4 protein-coding genes and 1 pseudogene are annotated in these 2,731 nt (G+C 69.0%); 1 reads left to right on the top strand and 4 read right to left on the bottom strand.

Annotation, left to right across the window (positions count from 1 at the left end; all coding sequences use genetic code 11):
- From DVH02_RS32275 to rimP, 4 genes are all read right to left on the bottom strand, one after another.
- Positions 1–228, bottom strand: a 228-nt coding sequence (locus DVH02_RS32275; RefSeq protein WP_147286180.1) for a translation initiation factor IF-2 N-terminal domain-containing protein, incomplete at its 3' end; no start/stop codon positions are given.
- A 149-nt stretch (positions 229–377) separates the two neighbouring features.
- A complete protein-coding gene (locus DVH02_RS32270; protein ID WP_114627402.1) occupies positions 378–686 on the bottom strand; it encodes a YlxR family protein in 309 nt (102 codons plus the stop codon).
- 95 nt (positions 687–781) lie between these two features.
- On the bottom strand, positions 782–1,819 hold the full coding sequence (gene nusA / locus DVH02_RS32265) for a transcription termination factor NusA (RefSeq protein ID WP_114627401.1): 1,038 nt from the start codon (positions 1,817–1,819) through the stop codon (positions 782–784).
- Between the two features lie 2 nt (positions 1,820–1,821).
- Positions 1,822–2,319, bottom strand: a complete 498-nt coding sequence (rimP, locus tag DVH02_RS32260; RefSeq protein WP_114627400.1) for a ribosome maturation factor RimP — start codon at positions 2,317–2,319, stop codon at positions 1,822–1,824.
- 165 nt (positions 2,320–2,484) lie between these two features.
- Here rimP and DVH02_RS32255 point away from each other — a divergent pair.
- Positions 2,485–2,731: pseudogene (locus DVH02_RS32255) on the top strand (hypothetical protein); the annotation flags it as partial.

The following is a 2,731-nucleotide window of genomic DNA, read 5'->3' as shown; positions in this document are numbered from 1 at the left end:
GGCGGGGCGGGCGGGGGTCGCCTTGCGGGGCGCCCCGGGCTTCGCAGCGGGCTTGCCGGCGTTGCCGCCGGGCCCCTGGAGAGCATCAGTCAATTTGCGTACAACCGGCGCCTCGATCGTCGAGGAAGCCGAACGGACGAATTCACCGAGTTCTTGGAGCTTGGCCATGACGACCTTGCTCTCGACGCCGAACTCCTTGGCGAGTTCGTATACCCGGACCTTAGCCACTTCGCTCCTTTTAGGTCCGGGTTACCGCCGGACCGTCGCTACTTCATGGGCGTACTCATCGCGTACTCATCGAGTGCTCATCGCAATCTCGACCTACTTCCAACTCGCGAGGTACCTGAACCGCACGGGGCTCCGTGCCGTACTTCTTCTTACGACGCTGTGCGCGCCGCGTCTGTCCCGATGGTTGTGCTCGTCCCGAGGGCCCGGCGCAGTTCCGCGCTGTCGAGCGGTCCCTGGACCCGGAAGGCCCGTGGGAACGCCCGGCGGCGGACCGCCAGATCGAGACAGTTCAAGGCGGGGTGTGTGTACGCACCCCGGCCGGGCAGCGTACCGCGTAGATCGGGAACGCATTGTTCACCGATCAGCACGATGCGCAGCAGATCGCTCTTGGCCGCTCGCTTCCGGCAGCCCAGGCAGGTTCGCTCAGGGCAGGCTCGGTCGCTCGTCCGGCCAGACACCTTCAAGTCTACCTCCCCGCGCCGACCTCACCCCTTTGGGGCAACGTTCGGACGCTTGCGTGACACCTGTGGGTACGAAGATCACGACCGGATCGTTACCCACGGGTACTGTCGTCGCGGCCTCCGGCACGGCTGTCGTCACCGCCGTCGTCCGGCTGTTCGGTGTCGGGGCGGATGTCGATGCGCCAGCCGGTGAGCCGGGCGGCGAGGCGGGCGTTCTGCCCCTCCTTGCCGATGGCCAGCGACAGCTGGTAGTCCGGCACGGTGACCCGCGCGGAGCGGGCCCCCAGGTCCACCACCTCGACCTTGCTGACCCGCGCGGGGGACAGCGCGTGCGCCACCATCTCGGCCGGGTCGTCCGACCAGTCGACGATGTCGATCTTCTCGCCGTGCAGCTCCGCCATGACATTGCGCACACGCGCGCCCATCGGGCCGATGCAGGCGCCCTTGGCATTGAGACCGGACCGTGTCGAACGGACGGCGATCTTGGTGCGGTGACCGGCCTCGCGGGCGATCGCCGTGATCTCCACGGAACCGTCCGCGATCTCCGGGACCTCCAGCTCGAAGAGCTTCTTGACCAGACTGGGGTGGGTGCGGGAGAGCGTCACGGACGGACCGCGCACGCCCCTGGCCACCCGGACGACGTACGTGCGCAGCCGCAGGCCGTGCACGTACTCCTCGCCCGGCACCTGCTCCTGCACCGGCAGGATGGCCTCCAGCTTGTCGTCCAGCTTGACCAGGACGTTCTTCGGGTCCTTGCCCTGCTGGACCAGACCGGCGACGATGTCGCCCTCGCGCCGGGCGTACTCGCCGAAGGTCACGTCGTTCTCGGCGTCGCGCAGCCGCTGCTGGATGACCTGGCGGGCGGTGGTGGCGGCGATCCGGCCGAAGTCCGACGGGGTGTCGTCGAACTCCTTGGGCTCCTGCCCCTCCTCCAGATCCGCCGGGTCCTCCTTGGCCCAGACCGTGACATGGCCGTTGTCCCGGCCGATGACGGCACGGGCGCGCCGGTGGCTGCCCTCCGTGCGGTGGTAGGCGATGAGGAGGGCGGATTCGATCGCCTCGACCAGCAGATCGAAGGGGATCTCCTTCTCTTGTGCCAAGCCCTTCAGGAGCTTCACATCGATGTCCACGGCTACGCCTCCTCTTCCTTCTTGTCCTTGCGGTTGAACTCGATCTCCACGCGCGCCTTGGCGATCTGCGCGAACTCGATCCGGCGGGCGGTGGGCTTGCGCCCCTTCACGCCCGGCACCTGGAGGTCGAGTCCGGTCTCGTCGACGGCCAGGACGCGGGCCACCAGTTCGTCGCCCTCGACCGGCTGGATACGGACCAGCCGGGAGACGGCGCGTACGTAGTGGCGGTGTTCGGTCAGCTGGCGTTCGGCGCCGGGGGAGGTCACTTCGAGCTGGTACTCGTCGTCGCCCATCGCGTCCGTCTCGTCCAGCTTCTCGGAGAGGGAGCGGCTCAGTTCGGCGCACTCGTCGAGGTCCACGCCCTCGTCGGAGTCCACCACGATCCTCAGTACACGACGCCGGCCCGCCCGGGACACCTCGATCTCTTCCAGATCCAGGTCCTTCGCGCTGACCAGCGGCTCCAGCAGTCCGCGCAGCCTCTCGCTCTGGGTGGTGCTCATCCGGGTGACTCCTCGGCCGCGTGTGCTGTTGTGGGATCGTCGCGTGTCAGATCGGTGTGGGTCGGATCAAAGGGTATCCGGTCCCAGGGGGTGTTGCCGTCCACGTACGGGTGACCCGCGGGTACGCTCGCCTGCGGTGATCATCGCGAGCCCGAGGAGAGACGCGTGGGGCGCACGGGGACGACACGCAGGCACGCGCTCATGGCCATGGGCGCGACGGGGGCCGGGCTGCTGACCGCCTGCTCCTCCGACGGCGCCGCGGACGGGACGCTGTCCCCGGACACGGTGGCGCGCGCCGCCCGCGCGCAGAGCGCGCTGCGGCGGCGGTCGGCCGAGACCAGCGAGGCACTGCTGCGGGAGTACGACGCGGTGCTGACCCGGCATCCGGGGCAGCACCGCGTCGTACTCCCGC

The organism is Streptomyces corynorhini, assembly GCF_003346515.1.
Taxonomy (GTDB): domain Bacteria; phylum Actinomycetota; class Actinomycetes; order Streptomycetales; family Streptomycetaceae; genus Streptomyces; species Streptomyces corynorhini.
Note: the sequence above shows the minus strand (reverse complement) of the source record. Positions and strands in the feature narration are given on the sequence as shown.

Excerpts from the sequence above, each read along its gene's own strand:
- rimP (WP_114627400.1), bottom strand. The coding sequence starts at position 2,319 with ATGAGCACCACCCAGAGCGAGAGGCTGCGCGGACTGCTGGAGCCGCTG.